Raw genomic sequence first — 698 nt, forward strand, 5'->3', positions numbered from 1 at the left:
TCTTCAATTACTTCTAAATTATCTAATGATGCGTATCCATCTGGAGAAGATATTTTAAACATGACCCAAACCCCTATATTTTCATTTGTATCTAATGCCCCTGTATCAATAGTGAAACTAAATTGATGGGAATCCTGACATACGACATGCTTTTTCCCTGTATCATATTGGCATGAATACGACATATCAGAAGTGTTCCCAATGTTAGCCGGCACAGCGGACGTCTCACAACGATTAGACCCTTCACAATCAAAGGTAGAAGGATACAGATAGTTTAAATCAGCTGGAACATTCATGATGGCATCAATCTCTTCCCCATAGCGTGAAACCACTAGTTCTACATCTTTACTACTTCCTACAAATCCCCTTACTAGGTAACGTGTATACGGTTTTAATTTTGATTCATCAATTTTTTGGAATATATAGGTCGGAAATATCGTACCATCAATTTCTCTCGCCCCAGACATATGAAGGTAATGCCCTTTAAAAATAGGATCATCTTCTTGAATTGTGATATTATCACTTGTTGTCCAACCAAGCGTAGCCGATTCAAAATCCCCGTTTTGAAGTACATTTCGAGATTGACTAAGTTGTTTCGCATTTTTAACTTCATCTAATAACAGCATTTTTTCTTTTGGATATAATTCTTCAGAAATACATTCCACAAGATTTGCGGCTTGATCTATGTCATAATCTGT

1 pseudogene is annotated in these 698 nt (G+C 36.2%); it reads right to left on the minus strand.

The window, feature by feature from the left end:
* A pseudogene (locus tag RT27_RS35515) lies at nt 1-698 on the minus strand (pesticidal crystal protein cry4Aa); the annotation flags it as partial.

Source organism: Bacillus sp. L_1B0_5 (assembly GCF_000836715.1).
GTDB classification, from domain to species: Bacteria; Bacillota; Bacilli; order Bacillales; family Bacillaceae_G; genus Bacillus_A; species Bacillus_A thuringiensis_S.